This window comes from Stenotrophomonas sp. GZD-301 (genome assembly GCF_049310345.1).
Classification (GTDB): domain Bacteria; phylum Pseudomonadota; class Gammaproteobacteria; order Xanthomonadales; family Xanthomonadaceae; genus Stenotrophomonas.
The window spans coordinates 58,695-80,814 of the sequence record NZ_JBMOWY010000040.1; the positions used below are offsets into that span (position 1 = coordinate 58,695).

At 69.6% G+C, this 22,120-nt stretch carries 18 protein-coding genes; 2 read left to right on the forward strand and 16 right to left on the reverse strand.

Translation table 11 applies throughout. The annotated features are described in order from the left end of the window. Positions 1–12: 12 nt before the first annotated feature. From ACO6VK_RS10590 to ACO6VK_RS10665, 16 genes are all read right to left on the reverse strand, one after another. The gene (locus tag ACO6VK_RS10590) at positions 13–960 is read right to left on the reverse strand and encodes a FecR domain-containing protein (protein WP_422506905.1); all 948 of its coding nucleotides are present in this window, start codon (positions 958–960) and stop codon (positions 13–15) included. Next, on the reverse strand, positions 957–1,472 hold the full coding sequence (locus ACO6VK_RS10595; RefSeq protein WP_422506907.1) for a sigma-70 family RNA polymerase sigma factor: 516 nt from the start codon (positions 1,470–1,472) through the stop codon (positions 957–959). The genes ACO6VK_RS10590 and ACO6VK_RS10595 overlap by 4 nt, the downstream gene beginning before the upstream one ends. 76 nt (positions 1,473–1,548) lie before the next feature. Further along, positions 1,549–2,862 (reverse strand): serine hydrolase domain-containing protein, encoded by a 1,314-nt coding sequence (locus tag ACO6VK_RS10600; protein WP_422506909.1) that lies wholly within the window; start codon positions 2,860–2,862, stop codon positions 1,549–1,551. 110 nt (positions 2,863–2,972) lie between these two features. Beyond that, positions 2,973–3,692: a DUF2968 domain-containing protein gene (locus ACO6VK_RS10605; RefSeq protein WP_422506911.1), complete on the reverse strand. Its 720-nt coding sequence runs from the start codon at positions 3,690–3,692 to the stop codon at positions 2,973–2,975. Positions 3,693–3,799: 107 nt separating this feature from the next. Next, entirely contained in the window at positions 3,800–5,983 is a 2,184-nt protein-coding gene (locus ACO6VK_RS10610; protein ID WP_422506913.1) for a TadG family pilus assembly protein, read from the reverse strand. Between the two features lie 10 nt (positions 5,984–5,993). Then, a complete protein-coding gene (locus ACO6VK_RS10615; RefSeq protein ID WP_422506915.1) occupies positions 5,994–6,443 on the reverse strand; it encodes a DUF3613 domain-containing protein in 450 nt (149 codons plus the stop codon). Then, positions 6,440–7,324, reverse strand: a complete 885-nt coding sequence (locus ACO6VK_RS10620) for a Flp pilus assembly protein TadD (RefSeq protein WP_422506917.1) — start codon at positions 7,322–7,324, stop codon at positions 6,440–6,442. The genes ACO6VK_RS10615 and ACO6VK_RS10620 overlap by 4 nt, the downstream gene beginning before the upstream one ends. 17 nt (positions 7,325–7,341) lie before the next feature. Next, entirely contained in the window at positions 7,342–8,289 is a 948-nt protein-coding gene (locus tag ACO6VK_RS10625) for a type II secretion system F family protein (RefSeq protein WP_422506919.1), read from the reverse strand. A gap of 13 nt (positions 8,290–8,302) precedes the next feature. Further along, positions 8,303–9,238, reverse strand: a complete 936-nt coding sequence (locus tag ACO6VK_RS10630; protein ID WP_422506921.1) for a type II secretion system F family protein — start codon at positions 9,236–9,238, stop codon at positions 8,303–8,305. Positions 9,239–9,240: 2 nt separating this feature from the next. Further along, positions 9,241–10,593, reverse strand: coding sequence for a CpaF family protein (locus tag ACO6VK_RS10635; protein ID WP_422506923.1), 1,353 nt, complete (start codon positions 10,591–10,593; stop codon positions 9,241–9,243). Then, positions 10,578–11,810, reverse strand: a complete 1,233-nt coding sequence (locus ACO6VK_RS10640) for a fimbrial protein (protein WP_422506925.1) — start codon at positions 11,808–11,810, stop codon at positions 10,578–10,580. The genes ACO6VK_RS10635 and ACO6VK_RS10640 overlap by 16 nt, the downstream gene beginning before the upstream one ends. Positions 11,811–11,878: 68 nt before the next feature. Then, on the reverse strand, positions 11,879–13,234 hold the full coding sequence (locus ACO6VK_RS10645) for a type II and III secretion system protein family protein (RefSeq protein WP_422506927.1): 1,356 nt from the start codon (positions 13,232–13,234) through the stop codon (positions 11,879–11,881). A 20-nt stretch (positions 13,235–13,254) separates the two neighbouring features. Further along, a complete protein-coding gene (gene cpaB / locus ACO6VK_RS10650) occupies positions 13,255–14,277 on the reverse strand; it encodes a Flp pilus assembly protein CpaB (RefSeq protein WP_422506929.1) in 1,023 nt (340 codons plus the stop codon). A gap of 22 nt (positions 14,278–14,299) precedes the next feature. Next, on the reverse strand, positions 14,300–14,788 hold the full coding sequence (locus ACO6VK_RS10655) for a pilus assembly protein (protein WP_422506931.1): 489 nt from the start codon (positions 14,786–14,788) through the stop codon (positions 14,300–14,302). Continuing rightward, positions 14,785–15,330, reverse strand: a complete 546-nt coding sequence (locus ACO6VK_RS10660; protein ID WP_422506933.1) for an A24 family peptidase — start codon at positions 15,328–15,330, stop codon at positions 14,785–14,787. Before ACO6VK_RS10660 ends, ACO6VK_RS10655 begins: the two co-directional genes overlap by 4 nt. Positions 15,331–15,434: 104 nt before the next feature. After that, positions 15,435–15,614, reverse strand: a complete 180-nt coding sequence (locus tag ACO6VK_RS10665; RefSeq protein ID WP_411851174.1) for a Flp family type IVb pilin — start codon at positions 15,612–15,614, stop codon at positions 15,435–15,437. 663 nt (positions 15,615–16,277) lie between these two features. On the opposite strand from ACO6VK_RS10665, the gene ACO6VK_RS10670 reads away from it, so the two are divergent. After that, positions 16,278–17,264: a helix-turn-helix domain-containing protein gene (locus ACO6VK_RS10670; protein ID WP_422506935.1), complete on the forward strand. Its 987-nt coding sequence runs from the start codon at positions 16,278–16,280 to the stop codon at positions 17,262–17,264. 252 nt (positions 17,265–17,516) lie between these two features. Further along, positions 17,517–22,082: a YadA-like family protein gene (locus ACO6VK_RS10675; RefSeq protein ID WP_422506937.1), complete on the forward strand. Its 4,566-nt coding sequence runs from the start codon at positions 17,517–17,519 to the stop codon at positions 22,080–22,082. Positions 22,083–22,120 lie beyond the last annotated feature (38 nt).

The following is a 22,120-nucleotide window of genomic DNA, read 5'->3' on the forward strand; positions in this document are numbered from 1 at the left end:
GAACCCCGCTGTTCAACGGGGTCGCAGGCGGGTCCACCAGGGCCAGGGCTGTTCGATCCGCACGGGCAGGGCCGCCGCCACCAGCGCCAGGGCGCGATCGCTGTCGTGCAGCGGCAGTGCCGCCAGCAGGTGCAGCCCGGCGATGGCCGGGTCGCAGCCGAGGTAGCCGCGGCGATAGCGGCCCAGTTCGGCCACGACCGCGGCCAGCGGCGCAGCCTCGAACAGCAGCTGCCCCTGCGCCCAGCTCGCGCGGACCGCGTCTACCGGGCGTGGTGTATCGCTGCCGTGGCGGTCGAAGCGGCACTGCTGGCCGGCAGCGATCCGGCGCGGTGGCGCGGCATGGGGCTGGATCTCGACGGTGCCGTGGAAGACGCTGAGCAGCACCGCGTCATCCTGCAGCCACACCGAGAACCGGGTGCCGAGCGCCAGCAGTGTTCCGTACGGGGTGTCCACCACGAACGGGCGCGGCGGCGCGTGCGTATCGGTCGCGGTCTGCACCAGGAGTTCTCCGCGACGCAGCACGATGCTGCGAGCAGCGCTGCCGTAGGTGATGTCGGCAGCGCTGTCGCCGTTGAGCCACAGGGTGGCGCCCTCCGGCAGGGTCCAGCGGCCCGGTGCGGCGAACGCGGTACGGGGCATGGCCGGGCGCGCAGGGCCGTGCCACCGTGCCAGGCCGAGCAGCGCGACCGTGCCCAGCCCGAGTGTGCCGCCGATGCGGCGCAGGGCACGGCGGCGGGACACCGTGGCGCTTGCCAGCGCCTGTTCGGTGGCGGCCGGCGACAGGGTCGCGAACTGCGACCAGATCTGCTGCACCTGCGCCCAGGCCTGCCGGTGTTCGGGGTGCGCCTGGAGCCAGTGCTGCCATTGCTGGTGTACGGCGGGCGCAGCGTCGCCGTCCTGCAGCTCGGCGAACCAGTTCGCCGCCTGCTGCAGGCAGTCGTAGTCGCCGCGTGCGGTCATGCCGGCTCCGGATCGATGCGCAGACAGTGCAGCATCGCCTGCGCCATGTACTTCTTGACCATGCGTTCGGAAACGCCCAGGCGCCCGGCAATGGCCGCGTAGCCCAGCCCGGACAGGCGGGCGAGCAGAAACGCCTGGCGCGGCCGCGCGGGCAGATGGCGCAGCATGCGCTCGATCGCATGCAGCAGTTCCAGCGCCTGGGTGCGTTCTTCGGGCGACGGATGTACCGGTTCGGGCTGTGCGGCGAGGGCCTCCAGATAGGCCCGCTCCAGATCGGCGCGGCGCCAGTGATTGACCATCAGGGCGTGCGCGATGGTGCTCAGATAGGCGCGGGGCAGACGTAGCTGGGCCGGGTCCACGCGCTTGCTGAGCAGGCGCAGGAAGGTGTCCTGGGCGAGGTCGGCGGCGGTGTCGGCATGACGGGTACGCCGCCGCAGCCAGGACAACAGCCAGCGGTGGTGCTCACGATAGAAGCCGTCCAGGCGATGGCGCGCCGAGGTGGCCGAGGGCATGCGCCGTCACTCCGTATCAAATGCGAATGGGTCGCATTATACATACGGACGCAGGCCGCCGCGTCGCCCTCTGCGGTCAGGGCGAGGCCATCAGGGCGCGCGCGATGGCGTCGAACGCGGGCAGGGTGATGGGATCGTTGGCGCTGTTGCTGGCAGTGGGATGCGAGGCGAACCGCGCGATCACCACGCGCGCGGTCGGGTCTACGTACAACGCCTGGCCATGCACGCCGCGCGCCATGTACGCACCATGCGGGTTGTGGGTGACCCACCACATGCCGCGGTAGCTCCAGCCGGGCAACTGCGCATAACCGGCCTTGGCGAAGGCCGCTTTGTCGCCGCCGGCGCGGATGCGCGCGATGGCAGCGGCAGGGATCACCTCGCGACCGTCGATGCGCCCGTCGTCGAGCAGCAGTTGGCCCACCCGTGCAAGGTCGATCAGGCCGGCATTGAAGCCGCCACCGGCATACGGCGTACCGCTGGAATCCACAGTGAAGTAGGCATCCTGGCTGGCACCCAGTGGCCGCCAGATCCGCGCTTCCAGGAACTGCGCGACGGACTGGCCGGAACGGCGGGCGATGATCCAGCCCAGCACGTCGGTGTTGACGGTGCGATAGCCGAACACCTCACCGTGGCGTCCTTCCGGCTGGACCGTGCGGAGATAGTCGAAGTAGCTGGTGGGGCCGCGATACCCCGGCGGGTGGGGCAGCGTGCTGCCGGCGGCGGCGTACTGCCAGACGTCCGCGTCCGGATCGGCGTAGTCCTCGCTGTAGCGCAGGCCGGTGGTCATCTCCAGCACCTGTTTGACCGTGGCATTGCCGAAGCCGCTGTCGTGCAGCTCGGGCACGATGCTGTCCACGCGGGCGTTCTCGTCGAGGCGGCCTTCGGCGACCAGGATCTCGCCGAGCAGGCCGGTCATCGATTTGGTGACGGACATGGCGCCATGCTGGCCATCGGCGTCCAGGCAGCCGCTGTAGCGCTCATAGACCACGACCCCGTCGTGCAGGATCACGATGCCGTCGGTGTAGGTGGCGTCCAGCGCGTCTGCCCAGCGCATCGGCGCGGTGGCACCCTGCGGGGTGAAGGTCACTGCGTCCAGCGCGCTGTCGAGGCGGCGCGTCAGCGGGCGGGCGGCGCCTTCGCCGCGGCTGACGCCCACGGTGGGCATCAACTGGCGGAAATGACAGACCGTCCAACGCAGCTTGGGGAAGGCGAAGTAGTCCTCGTCCGTGTAGCGGATGCGCTTGTCTTCCGGCGGCGGCGAACCCTGCATCCAGCCAAGCGCCACCGGATCGGATTGCGCGGCGGTAAGCGGCGGTGTGGCTGCGGCGGCGGTGCAGGCGAGAAGCGGCAGCAGCAGGCCCAGCGCGGCCCGTACAGGCGAGAAGGACATGAGGCGTTCCTTGCATCCGATCGAACAGTGATCGGGGATCAGGGTAACGCATGGTGCGTGCGGTTCGCGCGACGCTCCCTGGCGGGCAGGGAGCGCGCGGGTCGCAGGTGTTACGGGGTGCCCGACTGGCCTGACGGTGCAGGTGCCGGGACCGGTGCTGCATCCGGCGTGGGCAGCGACAGCTCGGGATTGCCTTGCTGGGCCTGCAGCAGCTGGATGCGCTGGTTCAGGGCGTCCAGCTCGCTGTGCGTGCTGCGCAGATCGGTGCTCAGGCTGACCGCCTGCTGCTTGGCTTCCTGCAGCGATGCGCTGACCTGCAGCGACTGCTGGCGTTGCAGCTCGGCTTCCTGCTGCAGGCTCTGCAGACGCTGGGCGTTGTAGGCCACCAGATTCTCGGTGTAGCGCTTGCCGGCCTGCAGACGCGTGGTGTCGATATACACCTGGGCCAGCTCTTCGGTCTGCTGCACGAACGTGCGGTAGACCTTCTCGGCGTTGTCCACCGAATCGGTCTTGATCACCCGCCAGAACTCTTTTTCGTGGAACAGCGCCACGTAGTAGTTCAGCGTGCTGGTGTTGAACAGCAGGCTGGCGCCATAGCTGCCGTTGTAGGTGGTGCGCAGCTCGGTCAGCTGCCGCGAATCCACCAGCTGACGCAGTTCGTCCACGCTGTTGCGCACCGTCGGTACCGGGCGCTGCGCGGGTTCGACAGGCGCTTCGGCACGCGGCGCGCGCGCAGCCAGCACCTGGGGTGCAGCGGTCATCAACAGCAACAGCATTCCACCGGCCAGCGTACGCATGGTGGCGGAATCAACCCCTTTTCTCTCTCGCATATTCAGGCCATCCACGAATGGATTCAACGGTGATGTGAAGTCCCCGCGGCAGTCTAGCATGCAGCGGGGCGGGGTCCGCACGCCCCCTGCGCGCGGGCGGGAGCGGCTCAATACACCAGCTGCGCAGGGCTGCAGTTGATCGACTGCAGGTGCACGTCGGTCCGCCCCAGCTCCAGCCCCAGCACCTGCGCCAGGGTCTGGGTGAGGAGGGTGCCAACGCCGTTGAGGATCGGCTTGAGCAGGTCCAGCACCGGCTTCAGGCCCAGGCACAGCAGGCCGGTGCACGCCACGGTGTCGGTGCCCGGATCGACCACGCTGCCGCTGCCCTGGAAGTTGTCGAGCACGCCATCCTCGGCGGTCTGCAGGTAGGACGCGAGGTTGCCCTTGACGCAGGTGTTGTACGCCAGCAGACCGGTCAGCAGGCTGTTGCAGCGGTTGATCACCAGCCCACCGAGCAGGGTGCCGAGCACGCCGCCGAGCAGGCCCTGGCCATTGCCGGTGACCGCCGCTTCATAGCCCTCCCAGACAGTGCCGTCGCGGAAGCAGGTAAGCAGGCCGCAGGGGTAGGGCACGCCCTTGGTGATGTTCCAGGTGCCGATCGGTTCGATGCCGCGCGCGGGCGCGCCGTTCTTCAACAGCGCGATGGTGGCGTGCACGTCGTACTTTTTGCTGGGGTCCGGATTGGCGGCCTTCAGATACTGCTCGGCCAGGCGGTTGGCGGTTTCAGCCGTGCCGAGTCCCTTCGGCGCGGGATTGAGCACGTTGCCCAGCACGCGCAGCAGTTCGTTGACCAGCGCGGCCACGGTATCGCCGAGCAGGGCGGCATTGATGCGGGTAGAGGCGGTTTCGCCGGCCGCCAGGGTGACGCTTTCGGCGTGGGTGAGCCCGTTGAGGCGGATTTTGTCGTTGACCAGCGTGGCGCCCAGCAGGGTCAGCATCTGTTCGTTCTGCAGCGTGGTCTCGCACACGTTGCGGGTGGAGAACCGGTTGGCCGGGTCCACCTTGCCCACGCAGGCGCGCAGCACGGAGGACTCGACGTTGATGGTGGCCGTGGGTGGCTGTGCACCGCACTGCAGGGCGGTCAACGTGCCCATCGCGTTGGTGACATCGGCGTAGATCGGCAGATGCAGGCGAACGCCGAGGGTGGACAGGATCGGGCCGAGCCCCGCCAGGTTGTTGGTGTCCACATCCACGGCCAGGCGTACCTGCGCGTTGTAGGCGCGCGCCCCGACGCCGCCGATGGCGATGGACGGCGGTTCGATGATGGCTGCCTTGGCGTTGACCAGGCCGAGCACGCTGAGGTTGTTCACATCGACGCCGCGCCCGCCGTTGGCGATGCTGATGCCGGTGGTGAGCAGATCCATTACGTTGACGTCGGCACGCAGCGCACTGGAGGCCGGCCCTTCAGGCGCCACGATGCGCGCGAACAGGCCGCTGCCGGCATCGTTGGAGCCGAGCTGCAGATTGGCCTGGTCGATGTTGATCTGCGTGGCCAGCGCATTCTTGAGCGCGCGCAGGTCGACGTTGGCCACGCCGCTCTGCGCCAGCACCGTGGCGGTGGCATCCAGCAGCTGCCCCAGCGAGATGCGGTTGGCGGCCAGCAGCCGGTTGAACTCGGCGATGCCGATGTCGGCGGCGACCGGGATGCCGAGCGCCTGCAGCAGGCCGCCGGGGGTGATGTGGGCCTGCGCCAGGCCGTCGTAGCCGAGCAGGGTGGTGCGGTCCAGATCCACGCCGACCAGCCGCAGGACATTGCCGAGCGGGGTGTTGCCGTTGACCCGCAGCAGCTGCGAGCCGACGCTGAACACGGCAGTAGGCTGGGCGCGCATGGCCACGGCCTGGACCTGCAGCGTGGGCAGGCTGGTGTTCTGGCCGAAGAACGGCAGCACCGAACGCTGCGCCTGTACCCGTACGGCATTCAGCGGCGCCTGCGGACCGAGCGTGGTGGTGAAGTGATCGGCCGCGGGGTTGGCCGGATTCCAGTTGCCGCACTGCACCTGCACGGTGCCGGGGAAGCGGTTGGCGGTGATCGCATTGCCGCGCGCGGCGCTGTTGTCGGCCTGGTTGGCCGCGCACAGTTCCAGCCGCTGGGCTCCGGCGAGCGCGGCCAGGTCGGCCACCTTCTGCGCATCGCGCTTGGCCCAGTACAGGAAGCCGATTTCCACCAGGCCGAGCATCATCACCAGGCCCAGCATCACCAGCATCATCGTCACCGACATGCCGCCGCGCTGGCGCATGCGCAGCACACGGGGGGTGGGGCGGGGCGCCCCGGCAGGGCCAGGCACGTTCATGGCATCAGCCTCAGTCGTTGGACCCGGAAACATCCTTGCGCACGTTGGTTTTCATGTATTCGGGAATCTCGTGCTCGAAGCTCTTCAGGTAACGCGTGTAGCTGGCGGCCGCCTGGTCGCCGAGGATCGGCAGCCGCGTGCCGCCGTGCGTGCCGTCGGCCTGCAGCTGCAGCAGGGCACGGGTGGCGTCGCCGATCCGGGTCGGGGCCGGCGCTGGCGACGGAGCCAGTGCACGCGGCGGTTGCCACTCGTCTCCGCTGCCCGTCGCCGGCGTCGCAGACGCGGGTGCGGCGGCCGGCGGCGGTGGCGGTGCGGCCGGGTCGGCGAGCATCCGGCCGGTCAACGGTGGCTGCTGGGCGCGGGCGTCCACCGCCAGCAGCAGCGTTGCCGCCACAGCAAGGCCGGCCAACGCGCGCAGCGCGGGTGCGGATGCGATCCGGGTCGTGGCGTGCTGGATCATGGTGTGTTCCCCGTAGCGGTATCGGTGGCGCCGAAGCGCTCCAGCATGGAGGGCGCCAGGCGGGCATCGCCGCTGGCGGTCGGTCGATCGGCCTCGGCGGCCAGGCGGGAAGTGCGTTGGCGTGCCGGCACGTTCGCGGGTGCAGCGCTGGTGCTGGCCAGCGGCGCTGCGGTGGCCGCCGTGACGGCCGCTGCCCGTGACGCCGCGCGCTGGCGCAGCTGCTGGGCCAGGCGCTGGATTTCCTCACGTGCGCTGTCGGGCAGGCGGGCGTCACGGATGATCCGCTCGGCGGTGCCGTCCTGGCCGCGCAGCAGTGCCCACACCGCCAGGTTGGCATTGGCCTTGACGTTGCCGGGGGCCAGTTCGGCGGCCATCGCCAACGGCGCCTGCGCCTGGTCCCAGTGCCCGGCGCGCAGTCGTGCGAAGCCCAGGTCGCCGAGGTAGTCGGTGTTGAGCGGCTGCAGCTGCACGGCGCGTGCCAGCGCGGTCTCGGCGCGGGCGTCGTCGTCGTTGCGCGCGGCAATCAGGCCAATGCCATGCCAGGCGGCGGCGGCCTGCGGGCCATTGGTCAATCCGGTATAGGCGGCGAGTGCGGCATCGCGCTGCCCGGTCTCGCGCAGTGCATCGGCGTGCAGCAGGCGCAGCGCGGGACTGTCGCCATAGCGCTGCCGGTAGGCATCCACGTGCGCCAGCGAGGCGTAGAACGCGCCCTGCTTCTGCATCTTGGCGATCAGGTCCAGGTACAGCACGCGATCCTCCTGTGGTGGCACCTCCGGCGAGGCCTGCGCGATCGGGTCCTGGCGGTACGATGCCGGGCGCGTGGAGGCGCAGGCTGCGCAGAGCGTGGCCAGCAGTACGACAGCGCCGAGGCGGGGCAACATGGGGCTTGGCATGGTCTTCACCCGATCCTGGTCAAGGCGGTGGCCAGGGCGATGATGGCCGGACCGGCCAGCACCAGCATCAAGGCCGGCAACAACGTCAGCATCATCACCACGGTCATCTTCACCGAGAGCTTGCCGACCTTTTCCTTCAGCGAACTGCGCCGCTGTTCGCGCAGACGCACGCTGAACTGGCGCAGCGGTTCCTGCACGGCACCGCCGTGCTCGTGCACCTGCATGATCAACTGGACCAGGCTGCGCAGGTCCTCGTCGTCGAACGATTCGCTCAACCGGCGCAGCGACTGCTGGCGCGTGCGGCCGTGCATGTAGGCGATGTTGGCCTGGTGGATCTCGCGGCCGAGCACGGGGATGGCGTTGCGCAGCTTGTCGCCCAGCGTCTGCAGGCTCTGGTCCATGCTGAACCCCACGCCCTGGAGCAGGCGCAGCAGGTCGATCAGCAGCGGCAGTTCGGCGGAAACGCGCTTGCGCAGGCGGGTCGCCCAGGCGCGCAGGGCAAACTTCGGCAGCAGGATGCCGAAGGCCAGCGCGGCCAGCATCAGCATCACGCGGTTGAAACCGGTGCTGTCGCTGAAGGTGAGCGCCACGGCCAGCGACACCACCGCCAGCACCAGGCGCAGGCCGAGGAAGATCGCGGTGCCGGCACTGGTGTGCCAGCCGGCCTGGTCCAGCAGCAGGCGATCCTCCGGCGCCAGCAGCGCCTTCTCGATGCGGCTGCCACTGAAACGTTGGCCGAAGGCCGTCAGCCAGGCAATGCCGTGCTGGCGTGCGCTCGGCGGGGCGGCCGGGGCGCCGGGTGCGGTCGTGCTGTCGCGGGGACGCAGCGCCGACTGCAGCGCCGCTTCGGTGAGCTGCTGGTGGCCGCCCAGCACGAACCAGCGGATGCCCAGCAGGGCGAGCCCTGCCGCCAGCAGCAACAGGGCCGCGATCCAGTAGCCGGTGCTGCTCATGCGCGTCTCCGGTTCATATCGATTTGGCCAGCCGGTACAGCAGGAAGGCGCCCACGGTCTCCAGCGCCAGCGCACCGAGCAGCAGCTTGTGGCCAAGCGGCTCGAGGATGACCGGCTGGAAGAAGTCGGGGCTGGCGATGGCCATCAGCACTGCGCAGATCGGCGGCAGCAGGCCGAGCACCCAGGCCGACATGCGGGTTTCAGAGGTGGTGGCCATCAGTTCCTGCTGGGCCTGGTCGAGGTCGCGCATGAAGTCGCTCATGCGCTGCAGGATCTGGTCGGCGCGCCCGCCGATGCGCACGCTGACGCCCAGCACCACCGCCAGCACGTTGAGCGGCTCAAGGCGGTAGGGCTGCGAGGCCTGGGCAAGCGCGCGGTCCAGGTCGAGCCCGCTGCGGGTATAGGACAACGTGGTGTCGAGCAGACCACGCAGCGGCATGGGCACCTGCACCGTGGCGGTCTGGAAGGCCATCTGCAGGCTGTTGCCCAGCCCGGCGAGGCGGACCAGGTTGTCCAGGAAGTCCGGCAGCTGGCGCAGCAGGCGCCGCTGCAGGTTGGCGATGCGGCGGCTCAGCCAGAACCACACCACCAGGGTGCACAGCACCAGCATGATCGGCACCATCCACCACGTGCCCAGGCGCGCGGTGGCGATCCATGTCGCCAGCAGGCTCATCCCCACCACCAGCAGCGGCACCCGCCAGCCGGTGGGCAGGGCGGCGCGCCGCAGGAGCGCATCCCACGGACGTTCGCCGCGGGCGCGCGCGCCGCCGGCAGGGGCGCTGCCCAGTTCCGGCAGCGCGGCATTGCCCGGCCCGCCCCGCGCCAGCCGCTGTTCGGCGTGCTGCAGCGATACCTGGCGCTGCTCGCGCGCGCTCGCGCCGCTCCACAGCGCCAGCGCTGCGGCGACCAGCACCAGTGCCACACTGGCCAGGAGCAGGGTGAAGACCATCGTCAGTAGCCTCCATCCAGGGCATCGCGCAACTGCCGGCGGAACGGTTCGAGTTTGTGCGAGTGCGGCTGGAACCCGAGCCCGATCCAGCGATCGTGTTCCTTGCCGTCGGCATCGAACTGCACTTCGTGACGGAACATTTCCTGGGTGGTGATCAGGTTGTCGCTGACGCCGGTGATTTCCGTGATCGAGACAAGGACGCGGCGACCGCTGCCGAGGCGGGAGATCTGCACGATGAAGTCGATGGCGCTGGCGATCTGCCGGCGCAGGCTGTCCTCGCTTCCCTGGAAGCCGGCGAAGCCGGCCAGCATCTCGATGCGGTACAGGCAATCGCGCGGCGAGTTGGCGTGGATGGTGGCCATCGAGCCGTCATGGCCGGTGTTCATCGCCTGCAGCATTTCCAGCACTTCGGCGCCGCGCACTTCGCCGACCACGATGCGGTCCGGGCGCATCCGCAGGCTGTTGCGGACCAGATCGCGGATGCTCACGGCGCCGTTGCCATCGGCACCGCCGATGCGGCTCTCCAGGCGCACCACGTGCGGATGGTTGAGCGACAGCTCGGCGGTGTCCTCCACGGTGATCACCCGCTCGGTGGGCGGGATGTAGTTGGCCAGCGCATTGAGCAGCGAGGTCTTGCCCGAGCTGGTGCCGCCGGAGACCAGGATGTTGCAGCGGCCCAGCACCATCGCATGCAGCAGTGCCTGCATGGGGCGGTCAAAGGTGCCCATGCGCAGCAGTTCGTCCGGGGTGAACGGGTCCTTGCGGAATTTGCGGATCGACACCATCGGACCGTCGACGGCGAGCGGCGAGATGATCGCGTTGAGGCGGCCGCCGTTGGGCAGGCGCGCATCCACCATTGGATTGGATTCGTCCAGACGCCGGCCGAGCGGGGCGAGGATGCGGCGCAGGATGCGCAGCAGGTGGCTGTCGTCGCTGAAGCGCTGCGGCGCGCGCTTGAGCATGCCGCCCTGGGACACGTGGATGTCCTTGTAGCCGTTGATCAGGATGTCCTCGATCTCCGGGTTGTGCAGCAGGTCGTCGAGCGGGCCGAAGCCGGTCAGTTCCTTGACCAGCGCACTGGCGACGATGTCCTTTTCGATCTCGTTGATCGGGATGCGCCACTCCTGCACGAACGCCGCGGTCTGGGTGTGCACGTAGCGCGCGACCGTGTCCGGGGCCCAGGCATCGATGTCGATGCGTTCGTCCTCGATCGCATTGAGCAGGTGTTCGTGCGCCGCGATCAGTACCTTCTGGTACTCCTCGGACTGCTCGAACGGCAGCACGGCCGCGCCCGGATCGGCGGGCGGGTCGTGGCGCGCGGCGGGGGCCGCGAACGGCGTCACTTTGTCTTCCATTGGCTACCACTCAGGCGAAGGGCGAGGTGTTCCCGCCAACTGCGTGCCGCGGCGGGGGCAGCGGCGGGATCCAGTCGGGACAGCAGCGGGGCCAGGGCGCGTAGATAGGGGTCGCGCGGCGCTTCCTGCAGCAGCAGCCGGCCGTGGCTGGCCGCCGAGCGCAGGCGGGCGCGGTCGGGCAGGGTGGCCAGCAGCGGCAGGCCGAAGCGGGTGGCGATCTGCGCCGGGCTGATTCCGCTGGCATCGTCGAAGCGGTTGATCACCAGTTGCAGGCGCTTGTCACGTGCGCCAACGCGTTCGAGCTGGGTCAGCGCCTGGTCGAGCGAGACCAGCGTGCCGATCGCCTGGTCGGCGACCAGCCAGAGTTCATCGGCGCTGTTGAGCAGCGACACCGGAATCTGGCGAACACAGGCGCCGCCGAGGTCGCACAGCAGGGTGTCGAAGATGCCGCGCAGCCGCTGCACCAGCACGGCCGGGTCTGCCATCGGCGTGCCGTCGGTGCCGGCCGGCTGGCCCAGCAGTGCCAGACCGGCGGGATGACGGGTCATGGCGGTGCGGGCGAGCGTGGCATCGATGCGGCTGGCGTGGCGCAGGGCATCGTCGTAGTGGAAGCTGCTGTCCAGGTTGAGGTACAGCGCCAGGTCACCGGCAGGCTGCGCAAGGTCGAGCAGCAGCAGGTGATTGGCGACCGGAGGGGGATCTTCCTCCTGTGCCAGCAGCGGGCTGTGCGCCTGCTGCGCCAGCACGCCCAGGTGCGCGGCCAGCGTGCTGCAGCCGACGCCGGCGCGCACGCCCAGCAGCAGGATCATGCGCGCTTTGTGTGCAGCGGCGGCGGGCGCCCGGGCCGGTGCGCCGGTGGCGCCCGCGCGGCGCAGCACCGCCTCGATTTCGTGCGGCGGCGCATCGAGGTCGATCAGATCGCGCAGCCCGGCGCGCAGGGCGGCCACCACGCCGTCGAGCTGGTCGCTTGCCGTGGACCCCACTGCCACCAGCGGCAGCTCCGGTGCCTGCGCCTGCACCTGGCGCACCAGCGCCGCCGAGAAGGCGGCCTGGTCGTGGCGGAAGTCCAGCAGCAGCACGCAGCCACTGTCGCGCAGCGGTTCCAGTGCCGCAGCGGGCGCGCCGCTGTCCTGCCACTGCACCTCGGCGGCGGCAGGCAGCAGCGGCGTCAGCCGGGCCACCAGGTCGCGATCGGGCGCGTACAGCACCAGCTTCATGGCCGACTCCCGGGGGTGAACCAGATGCATGGTGGCGGCGGACATGGCGGCGGTCGTCCTGGCATGGCTCAGCGGGAGAAGCCGGGGAGCTGGTCCGACGAGGCCGGGCCCAGCAGCCACGCACCCCAGACCGGCTGGTTGGGCGCGGCTTCGCGCTGGCCGGGCAGCGGCAGTTCGGTGCCTTTGGCCAGGGGCTGCACCAGCCGCGGGGTGACGATGATGACCAGTTCCTTCTCCTCACGTTTGTAATTGAGGTTGCGGAAGAACGACCCGATGATCGGAAGATCGCCGAGCAGGGGCACTTTGTCCACGTTGGAGCTGACCGTATTGCTGACCAGGCCGCCGATGACGAACGATTCGCCATCGCCGAGTTCCACCGTGGTGTCGGCGCGACGGGTGGTGATCGACGGAATCAGCACGCCGTTGTAGGCGATGCCGGTGCTGTAGTTGAGGTCACTGGCTTCCGGCGCGACCTTCAGGGCGATGCGATCGGCACTGAGTACGGTCGGGGTGACGGTCAGGCCGATGCCGAACGGCTTGAAGGTGACCGTCGTGGTGCCCAGTCCCTGCGGTTCGAGAATCGGCAGCTCGCCGCCGGCCAGGAAGCTGGCGCTCTGCCCGGACAACGCCACCAGCGTGGGCTCGGCCAGCACGCGTGCCATGCCGTTGCTCTGCAGCAGGTCCAGGTTGGCCAACCAGCCGTGGGTGAGTGAACTGGCGACCAGGTTGAAGGCTGACGACAGCGGGTTGAGCGTCACCGTGGTCTCGCCGCCATTGCCGGACCCACCGTCGTCGGTGGTCGGTGGAATGCCGCCCGGGCGGGTCAGCCCGTAGGTGAAGCCGCCATTGCTGTTGTAGAAGCTCACGCCGATCTGGCGCAGCGTGGTGCGGTTGAATTCCACCACTTTGACTTCGACCTGCACCACACCGCCGCTGGCGATGGTGGCGACATCGGCGAGCTGCCCTTCCTTGCCGATCGCCATCGCGGCGGCCTTGCGGCTCTGGGCGTGGTCGAGCACCGACGGGCTCAGCCCCTGCAGCAGGCCCTGGTCGCCCTGTACGGTCAACTCGGTGCCGGCGCCGTCACCGAGTGCACCCTGCACGGCGCTGCGCACGTCGATCTGCATCCGCTGCGGCTCGCTGTTGTTGCGTCGCCACAGCAGCAGCGTGGTCGTTCCGGGCGCCTTGCCGACCAGCAGGGCCTGGCGCGGGCCCCGCAGCATCACGATATCGGCCACGCCGGGATCGGCGATGGCCACGCGTTCCAGGTCGGCCGGCAGCGTCCACGGCCGCTGCTCGCGGGTCTGCAGCACCAGGTCGGCGTTGGCGTGGACGGAGGGCGCCAGCACCAGGGCCAGCAGCAGCCACCAGGCCGGGACAGGGGCGCGGAAGAGACGGCACGCAGGGGTGGGGCGTTGGGTCATGGGCTGTCTCGGCAGATGGCTCATGGCGAGCCGCTAGGGGAGGAGGCGTCGCCGCGGATGATCTCCACGCCACGATCCAGGCGCGGTGCGCTGCGGCGGGGCGCGCTGCCCGTCGATGCCACCGGCGCCGGGCGGGCGCCGCCACGTCCGGCCAGCGCGGCGCTGTCGATACCGGCATAGGCGTCGTTCTCGGGCGACTGCAGCGCCAGGCGCTGCTCCGGAGTCAGTTCGCGGCGTGGGGCGAGCACGCCGGCAGGTTGTGCGAACAGCGCCAGGTCCGGCTGGCCGACGTCGGCCGGATTGCGCAGGGCCAGGAACAGCTTGCCCTGCTGTGCACCCAGCAGCAGGCGGCTGGCGTCTGCCACCGGCACCGCCAGCACCGCACTGCGCGCCGTGGCGGTGGTCGAGGCATCACCGCTGCGGCTGCTTGACGGGCGCTGGGTGATGTCCTGTGCGCGGCTGTCGGCCGGCGGTGCATCGGCGGGGGTGGCGGGGGCGGGTGTGCCGAGGTCGTCGGCGCCGTAGCTGAGCACGCGCAGGCGCGAGAGCAGCAACCGTGCCTGCGCGTCGCCGTCATCGCGGACGCCGGGCGTCGCGCGGAGATTGAGGAAGACATCGACAAAGTCGCCGGGCTGGATGCGGTTGCCGGCGGCCACCAGTTCGTCCACTGGCACGGCCAGGGCGCGCTCGCCCGGATTGAGCCGCAGCGCGTAGCCCTGGGCAATGACCAGGCCATCGAGGGCGGTGCCGGCGGCAATGTCCCGGGTCGGCACGGCACCCACCACGTCGGCGACGGTGGTGAATCCGCCGGCCACCGGCTGCGCGCGTCCGGCCACACGCAGGTCCTTGGCCGCAATCGGCAGGCCGGCGGGCAGCGCGTTGACGGCTTCCACCACCGGCCACGTCGGCGCCTCGGCGGCGCGCGTCTGGGCGGGCGCCGCCGGCGCCTGGCTCGCCCGCCGGCTGACGCCGAAGGCGACCACGGCCAGGATTGCCGCCAACGCGATCAGCAACACGGCGGCAATGCGGGTCAACTTGAGCATGCGGCGTCTCCTCGAAGTGACATCAGTTGCTGCCCTGGTCGAGCTGGGCGACGGCGGTACTGGTGATGGGCCGGGACACGACCCAGCCGTAAACGGTGCCGGTGCCGGGCAGGAACGGGTGGGCGCGGTAGTCGTAACTGACCCGTATCTGGATACATTGCGCACTGGGGAGGTCGGCGCACGGCGCCGGGGCGGACACGACAATCGGCGGCGCGGCGCTGGTGGCGCAGGTCGGGGTCTGACCGGCATACGCCAGCAGCCACTGCATGGAGCGGCGTGCCGCCATGCAGGCGGCCAGGCGGCGCTGGTCCGGCGTGGCGTACCGCAGCGAGGCGCGCGCGCCCTCGGCCGATGCCATCGACAGCGTCTGCTGCACGGCCATCAGCATCACCCCGGAGTAGGTGATCAGCAGCAGCGGCAACAGCCCGAACATCAGCATCAGCGCGAATTCGAGCGTGGCAATGCCGGCTTGGCGGCGCCGGCCGGTGGGTCCACCACGCAGGGTCGTCATGGCCACACCGCATAGGTGTCCTGGACGACCCAGAGCAGGGCGCCCAGCGAAAGATAGGCCGCGAACGGAATCCCCACACGCCCCTGGCGCGCGTGGCGGATCTGGTCGGCGGCGGGATGGTGGTCCAGGTGCTGGAGGGTGCTGTCGCGCAGGAACTGCAGGCGCAGCGGCATCATCGGGCGCACGCGGCGAGCGGTGTAGATGCACAGCGCATGCGCGCCCGCGCACAGACTGGCGATGATCCATACCGGCAGCAGCGCACTCCAGCCCAGCAGCAGGCCGAGTACCGCGAAGTACTTGACGTCGCCAGCGCCCATCCAGCCGATGGCATAGAACGGCAGCAGCGCGACCAGACCGGCCGCGGCACCCAGCAGGTGTGCGGTGGGTGCGCCGGTGCGTGCGAGCGCCCACTGCACGCACAGCCACGCCACGGCGGCTACCGAGGCGAGCAGCAGGGCGCGGTTGGAGACGCGGCGGGCGTACAGGTCGCTGATCGCGACCTGTACGCCGAGCAGCAGTGCCAGTAGGGGAAGAAACGACATGGGCACTATCCCCCTGTGCGGTTTCATCGTGAATCGCTGGCCAGACGGCACCGTTGCCGCCGGGAAGGCGGCAGGCAGGTTCGGCCGGCGCGCGCCGTTACCGGTCAGGCCGCTGCGGAATCGACCAGTGCGGTCAGACGGGTAAACAGATTGGTGAAGAAGGCGGTGATCTGGGTGCGGCCGGTGACAACGAGGACGCCGGCGATGACCGCGGCGAGCAGGCCGTATTCCAGTGCGGTGACGCCGTCTTCCTCGACCAGGAACTTGCGGATGGATGCATTCATGACGGTTATCTCCATTTACCTATCAGGGCCCGGATGGGCAGCAGCTGCCTTGCGATGAAGAGGGCCGGTTCCGACTCCGCGGAGGGCCTTCCGCTGGCCTGCGCATGTCCTTGCGCAGGAGTGCGACCGTACGGGTCGCCGGTGCCGGCCGGTCTATCCCGGCTGCAACCGTGCCTGATGGAACGCACGCACCGGCCAGGCGCGGCGCGAACGCGGCTGCGGCCTGTCGGTGGAAGCAACGACTGCGGTTGCCTGCCTGTCCATGACGTCCCCCTGTGATGCGATGGTGCCGCGCGTGGCGGTACCGACAATCAACGAAATGTTCAGCGAATGCGATGGGCTGTGATGCACAAAATCGGCAGGGATAATCCGAACTTTAGTCCCGCGTTGCCGATTCCCCGAACCGTGCTGCGTTGGCTCCCATTTAATATCCTGAAGGTGAACGAGTTGTCGAGATTATGTGATGGACAGGTGAAACCCACGTAATCCGTGGAATTTCCGGCCATTCCGATTGTTTTCCAGTGTCGTGATTGATGCATACTCAACCGGAATGCGCAGTCATATTCCGCAGCGTGCGAGGAGCGCGGACAGCTACTGGAAACGGTGACCCGGCACTGCGCGATGCACGCCGGAATTCGCCGGGCCAACGGGGGCATCACTGTCATGGTCGATGGTGTAGTGGGCGACATGGGCGACAACCTCAGGGCGTTCGACCTGGCCACGCTGAGCGGCGTGCTGCGGGTGTGCGACGTCGAGATGGTGCTGCTCGATGGCAACGGTCCCCGCGCCAGCATCGATGCGGTCGTGCACGACGAAGCGCTGTTCTGCACGCTGGTCTGCGGCTTCCATTTCCGGGGGCGTTTCATGCTGCCGCCGGACTGGTGCCTGCTCGGCTACATTCATGACACCGACGATGGCGTGAGCTGGTGCCACGGCATTCCGCTGGCGGCGGGCATGGCCTTGACCGTGTTGCCCGAGGGCATCAGCGAGTTCACCTTCAGTGCCGGCACGCGCCTGACGTTGCTGCTCGCGCCCATGCAGCGGGTGCAGCGCAAACTGACCCAGCTGAGCCTGCTCAGTACGCCGCCGGCAGGCCAGGCCCTGTCGCTGTTCCACCCGGTGGGCGGGGTCGGCGTGCACCGGCTGGTGCAGCAGTACCGGCAGCTGGAGGAGGCGCTGGGCGGGCAAGGGGTGGCGCTGGCCGATGACGCGGTCGACGTGCTGCTGCACGCGCATGTGCAGGCGTTGCTGGCGGCCGGCCCGGGCGACCGGCCCACCTGCAGCCGGGCGCGCCGCACCCATTATCTGATCGCGCAGCGCGCCGAGCATTTCATGCGGCTCAATCTGCGTCGCTACATTTACATGAATGAAATCTGCGACGCCGCCGGCGTCAGCGAACGCGCGTTGCGCTACGCGTTCGAAGACCTGTTTGGCACCTCGCCGAACCGGTATCTGTCGATGCTGCGTCTGTGCGCGGCGTGCCGCGGCCTTTCGATGGCCGATTCGAGCCGCAAGTCGGTCAAGGCGATCGCGCTGAGCTGTGGCCTGTGGGATCTGTCCCGTTTTGCCGACAATTATCGTCGTGTCTTCGGTGAGCTGCCCCGCGACACCCTGATGCGGGCCCCGGCGCAGATCGGCAGCCCGGCCTGAACCATCGGCGGGCCGCGGGCCGCCGCCCCATTCGCTCACCCAGGCATGCCGCCGCCCTGCAAGGGTTTCCGGTGGCTTTCTGCCGTATTTGCGCATTCGCCTGCCGGTTTTCCCCGTTGCTTTGCCGGAACCCGCTGTTGGCCTGCCGGAATGAAGTGCGCGGCGCTCGACGCGACGACTGTAATGGGTCCCACGTGCCCAGAGGCATGGACGCCGCAGTCCGCATCGATCGTCAAACGGGGGAATACCGTCATGAATCGCATCTTTCGTCTGGTCTGGAACCACCAACTGAAGGCCCTGGTGGTCGTCTCGGAAATCGCCACGTCGCGTGGCAGTCTGGCGGCGGGCCCGGTCCGCGTGCACCTGCGCGTGCCGCTGTCGGCCCTGTCGATCGGCTTGGCGCTGGCGCTGTGCAGCGGCGGCGCATGGGCAGGCGAGAGCCAGACGCTCAATGATCTGCAGGCGCTGGCGGCCAAGTACGCGCCGCTCCCGGTCAAGATCGACGCCGAGGCCGCGCTGGCCGCCGTCACCCATACCCGCGACACCTCGCCCGCGCTCAGCGCCCAGGCCAACGTGAATCTCGCGCTTGGCACCCGCAACGTCACCGTGCCGGTAGATGCCAAGGTGGCGCTGTCGGTGCCCACGCGCATCGCGCTGCCCGGCAGCGGCGACACCCTGGCCGGGCTGGGCGTGGATGTCCGTGTTGACACGCCGGTGGCGAAGGCCACGCTCGGCGTCGCGCCGACGGTCTCGGTATCGCAGCAGGGACTGGCGGTGCAGGCCGATGCCGCCGCGAACGTGCAGGCGGCGGTAGGCGCAACGGCGGCCACCCACGCGCAGGTCGATGTGCAGGCCAACGCCACGGCGGGCCTGGCACCGCGCGCCGGCGCGGCGGCCGTGGCAGCGGCGGTCAACAGCGCTGCCACCGTGAAGGCGTCAACGCCGGTGGCCACTGTCGATGCCGACGTCACGGCGGACGTGGATGCCCTGGCGCAGGTGGATGCCGCTCCCGCGCATGACACGGTGGCCGCCTCGCTGGCCACCACCGTCGCGGGCGGCGTCAAGGTGGATGCACTGGGCCACGCGGTGGATGCGGCCGACCGCAATCCCAAGCTGGTGGACGCCTCGGCCGCCGCGCGACAGACCAGTTCGATGACGCTTGCACCGACCGGCCTGCTCGGCGGCGTAGGCGATCTGCTCAACGGTGTGGGCAACACCGTCGGCGGCGTCCTCAACGGTGTCGGTGGCACCGTGGGCGACCTGCTGGGCGGTGTGGGCAATACCGTGGGCGGCATTCTTCAGCCGGTGGTGGGCACGGTGCTGCCAGCGCCGACCGCGCTGCCGCCGGGCAGCCCGAAAGGACCGGTGGCCGCCGACCCCAATGCCGGCCTGGTGATCGGCACCGGTGGGCTGGTGGGCTCGCTGTCGCAGCTGGTCGGGCCGACCGCGCAGGGCCTGCTCGGTGGCGATGGCTACGTGCGCAACGGCAACCTGGCGGTCAGCAGCGCCAACGTCATGCAGACCTATTCGGTGACCAACGTGCTGGGCATTCCGACGGTCAACCTGACCCCGGTCGGCACGCTGCTCGACGGCCTGGGCAATGCCTCCACCGGCGGTGCCTCGCACCTGACGCTGATCGGCGGTGTCACCTCCGACAGCTACATCTTCAACATCAACAACGGCAAGCCCAATGGCCTGCTCGGGCTGCTGCTGCCGGACGGCTCACCGGCCTGGTCCAACACCTGCGTCAACCTGCTGGTGGCTACCGTGGACTGCTGGGCGGTCAATGCGGCACAGGACTACCAGGTGCTGGTGGGCGATGGTGCGTACGCCAACGGGTCCAAGGAAGTGGTGATCGGCGCCAACGCGCGTCACGAGCTGCCGCGCCAGGATGCCAATCTCGCGTTCCCGGGCAACGGGCTGAACGATCCGACCGATCCCACCGGCGTGCCGACCACCGACTATGCCGCGCGCATGGGCCACTCGGTGGTGGTGGGCGACAGTGCCCGCGGTACCGCCAACGGCCAGACCATCCTGGGTGCGGAGGCGACCTCCAGCCAGGCCAACAGCGTGGCGCTGGGCTACCGCTCGGCCGCCAACCGTGGCGCGCAGGCCAGTTACACCGCCTACGGCCTGACCACCGCGCAGGTCTCGGCCGGTGAAGTGTCGGTGGGCTTTGCCGGCGGCGAACGGCAGATCACCAATCTTGCTGCCGGCAGCGCGGCCAACGATGCGGTCAACGTCGCCCAGCTGCAGGGCGCGATCTCGCAGATCGATGCGGTCAGTGCGTTTGCGGTGACCTACGATGACGACGGCGCCGGCAACGCCAACTATCGCCGGATCACGCTCGGCGAGGGCACCGGCACCACCACGCTCGGCAACCTGGCCAATGGCGCGGTGGCGGCAGGCAGCACCGAAGCGGTCACGGGCGGCCAGCTGTTCGGCACCAACACGGCCATCGTGGACTACTTCGGCGGTCTCACCGCCTACGACCCGGCCACCGGCGCGTGGACGGCACCGAGCTTCCAGATCAGTACCATTTCCGGCACCGGTGCGATCGCGCAGGGCGTGTACGACAACGCCACCGACGCGTTCTCGGCGGTGGACGGTTCGCTGGTGAATCTCAACTCGCAGATCACCAACATCCGCAACGGTGTCGGCAGCCGCTACCTGAAGGTCAATTCCACCGGTACCGACGCCAGCGCCGCCGGGGTGGACAGCATCGCGGTGGGTACGGGCGCCACGGCCACGGCCGCCAACGCAATTGCGGTGGGCGCCGGAGCGGTGGCCGACCGCAGCGGCACGGTCTCGGTGGGTGCGGCGGGCAGCGAGCGCCAGGTGGTGAATGTCGCCGCCGCCACGCAGGCCACCGACGCGGTCAACCTCGGTCAGCTGCAGGCGTCCGAGCAGGGCGCGCTGCGTTATGACGAGAACCCGGACGGCAGCCTGAATTTCGCCAGCGCCACGCTCGGCAACGGGACCGGGCCGACCACGCTGCGCAACATCGGCGCCGGTGCGATCGGCGCGCTCAGCACCGAGGCCATCAATGGCGCCCAGCTGTTTGCGGCCAACGAGGCCGTGGCCACCCACCTCGGCGGCGGCGCCGCAGTGGATGCCAACGGCGTGCTGACCGCACCGACCTACACCATCAACCAGGTCGCCACCGACGGGCAGGTCACCCCGGGCACGTACGACAACGTCGGCAGTGCCTTCGACGCGGTCAGCCAATCGCTGGCCAACGTGGCCGATCAGACCGATACGATCGACAAGCTGGCGGTCAAGTACAACGTGGACGGCGCGGGCAACGCGACCAACCAGATCACCCTGGCGGGCGACGGCTCAGGCACGGCGGTGGGCATCGGCAACCTGGCCGACGGCAGCGTGCTGGCCGGCAGCCGCGCGGCGGTGACCGGCAACCAGCTGTTCCAGACCAACAACGCGCTGGTCGGCTACTTCGGCGGCACCACCAGCTTCGACGGCAACACCGGCATCTGGACGGCGCCGACCTTCCGCATCTCCTCGATCTCCACCGATGGCAGCGTGGTCAGCAACGACTACAGCAACGTCACGGTGGCCTTCGCGGCGGTGGACGCGTCGCTGACCACCCTCAACACGCGCATCGACCAGATCCAGCCGGGCGGCGGCAGCCCGTACGTGCAGGTCAACTCGCTCAAGCGCGGTGCGGCGGCCAGCGGTGCCAACAGCGTGGCGATCGGGCCGCTGGCCAGTGCCGGCGGTGCGGGCAGCGTGGCCGTGGGCGATGGCGCCAGCGCCAGTGCCGACAACAGCATCGCCCTGGGCAGCGGCTCGGTGGCCAGCGTGGGCGCGCAGAGCGGCTATACCGGCGCCTACGGTGCCGCCGGTGCCAGCAACTCGGTGGGCGAAGTGGCGGTGGGCAGCAGCGGCGCCGAGCGCAAGGTCACCCACGTGGCCGATGGTTCCGAGCGCTACGACGCGGTCAACGTCGGCCAGCTGCAGAACGGGGTGAACTACGCCATCGACCAGTCCAAGGCGTACACCGATACGCAGATCACCAACATCAACAACGGCACGTCCGGCATGTTCCAGGTCAACAACACCCAGGGGCTGGCACAGCCGTCGGCGACCGGCGCCAATGCCGCCGCCGGCGGTGCCGGGGCCACGGCGGCAGGCAGCAGCGCCACCGCACTGGGCAACGGGGCCAGCGCACAGGCGGACAACTCCGTGGCGCTGGGCGCCGGCTCGGTGGCCAACCGGGCCAACACGGTCTCGGTGGGCAGCGCGGGTGCCGAACGCCAGATCGCCAACGTGGCCGATGGCAGCCAGGCCACCGATGCGGTCAACGTGCGCCAGCTGCAGGCATCGCAGCAGGGCACGCTCCGCTACGACACCAACGTCAACGGCACCACCAACCTCAACAGCGTCACGCTGGGCAGCACCGCGACCGGCCCGACCACGGTGCGCAACGTTGCCGCCGGCACCGCCGGTACCGATGCGGTCAACGTGGACCAGCTGCGCTCGGGCCTGAGCCAGACGCTCGACTGGTCCAAGGCCTACACCGACCAGCGCATGGATTCGTTCGACCGCAACCTGCAGAAGACCGACAACCGCGCCTCGGCCGGTGTCGCTTCGGCGATGGCGGTGGCGGCATTGCCGCAGCCCTATGAGGCCGGCCGCAGCATGGCCTCGCTGGCCGCGGGCAGCTTCAACGGCGAATCCGGGGTGGCGGTGGGGATCTCCGGTGTGTCCGAGGGGGGGCGCTGGATCTACAAGTTCAGCGGCTCGACCAACAGTCGCGGCGACGGCGGTGTCGCCGTGGGTGCCGGCATCCAGTGGTGATCGCAGCAGGCGCCGGCCTCCGCCGGCGCCTCGCCTGG

Bases quoted from the DNA above. Each gene is read 5' to 3' on its own strand.
- ACO6VK_RS10590 (WP_422506905.1), bottom strand. From the start codon at position 960: ATGACCGCACGCGGCGACTACGACTGCCTGCAGCAGGCGGCGAACTGG.
- ACO6VK_RS10595 (WP_422506907.1), bottom strand. From the start codon at position 1,472: ATGCCCTCGGCCACCTCGGCGCGCCATCGCCTGGACGGCTTCTATCGT.
- ACO6VK_RS10600 (WP_422506909.1), bottom strand. From the start codon at position 2,862: ATGTCCTTCTCGCCTGTACGGGCCGCGCTGGGCCTGCTGCTGCCGCTT.
- ACO6VK_RS10605 (WP_422506911.1), bottom strand. From the start codon at position 3,692: ATGCGAGAGAGAAAAGGGGTTGATTCCGCCACCATGCGTACGCTGGCC.
- ACO6VK_RS10610 (WP_422506913.1), bottom strand. From the start codon at position 5,983: ATGAACGTGCCTGGCCCTGCCGGGGCGCCCCGCCCCACCCCCCGTGTG.
- ACO6VK_RS10615 (WP_422506915.1), bottom strand. From the start codon at position 6,443: ATGATCCAGCACGCCACGACCCGGATCGCATCCGCACCCGCGCTGCGC.
- ACO6VK_RS10620 (WP_422506917.1), bottom strand. From the start codon at position 7,324: ATGTTGCCCCGCCTCGGCGCTGTCGTACTGCTGGCCACGCTCTGCGCA.
- ACO6VK_RS10625 (WP_422506919.1), bottom strand. From the start codon at position 8,289: ATGAGCAGCACCGGCTACTGGATCGCGGCCCTGTTGCTGCTGGCGGCA.
- ACO6VK_RS10630 (WP_422506921.1), bottom strand. From the start codon at position 9,238: ATGGTCTTCACCCTGCTCCTGGCCAGTGTGGCACTGGTGCTGGTCGCC.
- ACO6VK_RS10635 (WP_422506923.1), bottom strand. From the start codon at position 10,593: ATGGAAGACAAAGTGACGCCGTTCGCGGCCCCCGCCGCGCGCCACGAC.
- ACO6VK_RS10640 (WP_422506925.1), bottom strand. From the start codon at position 11,810: ATGAAGCTGGTGCTGTACGCGCCCGATCGCGACCTGGTGGCCCGGCTG.
- ACO6VK_RS10645 (WP_422506927.1), bottom strand. From the start codon at position 13,234: ATGACCCAACGCCCCACCCCTGCGTGCCGTCTCTTCCGCGCCCCTGTC.
- cpaB (WP_422506929.1), bottom strand. From the start codon at position 14,277: ATGCTCAAGTTGACCCGCATTGCCGCCGTGTTGCTGATCGCGTTGGCG.
- ACO6VK_RS10655 (WP_422506931.1), bottom strand. From the start codon at position 14,788: ATGACGACCCTGCGTGGTGGACCCACCGGCCGGCGCCGCCAAGCCGGC.
- ACO6VK_RS10660 (WP_422506933.1), bottom strand. From the start codon at position 15,330: ATGTCGTTTCTTCCCCTACTGGCACTGCTGCTCGGCGTACAGGTCGCG.
- ACO6VK_RS10665 (WP_411851174.1), bottom strand. From the start codon at position 15,614: ATGAATGCATCCATCCGCAAGTTCCTGGTCGAGGAAGACGGCGTCACC.
- ACO6VK_RS10670 (WP_422506935.1), top strand. From the start codon at position 16,278: ATGGTCGATGGTGTAGTGGGCGACATGGGCGACAACCTCAGGGCGTTC.
- ACO6VK_RS10675 (WP_422506937.1), top strand. From the start codon at position 17,517: ATGAATCGCATCTTTCGTCTGGTCTGGAACCACCAACTGAAGGCCCTG.